This window comes from Shewanella electrica, from assembly GCF_022321485.1.
GTDB lineage: Bacteria > Pseudomonadota > Gammaproteobacteria > Enterobacterales > Shewanellaceae > Shewanella > Shewanella electrica.
Genome location: NZ_JAKOGG010000157.1, coordinates 1 through 283 on the forward strand (window position 1 = coordinate 1; position 283 = coordinate 283).

The window sequence follows — 283 nt, forward strand, 5'->3', positions numbered from 1 at the left end:
TTGATATTACCGCCGCTTCTGAGCTAATGACCTTCGTGTTCGTAGGTGGCCTGAATTGGTGCTTTAAATTCGGCTTCTGCTGCGGCGCTCCACTGCTGCTCTCAGCTGTTCCAGCAGTGCATAAGCTTGCATACCGTTACGGATACGGACTTCGTGCTCTTTCACCAAGTCATGAATTGCCCAAGTAGATTGCGGTACCGTTTGTTGCAAATACACGCTTGCCAAGAGCTGGCAGAGCAGGGCGGTATGGCGGTACTACGAACTGGGCTGGGGCGGCTGGTGG

1 protein-coding gene is annotated in these 283 nt (G+C 53.7%); it reads left to right on the forward strand.

The genetic code is table 11. From position 1 onward, the window contains the following. Window positions 1-188: hypothetical protein (locus tag L9G74_RS20215; protein ID WP_238898566.1), on the forward strand; the 188-nt coding region annotated here is incomplete at its 5' end. Between the last annotated feature and the right edge of the window lie 95 nt (window positions 189-283).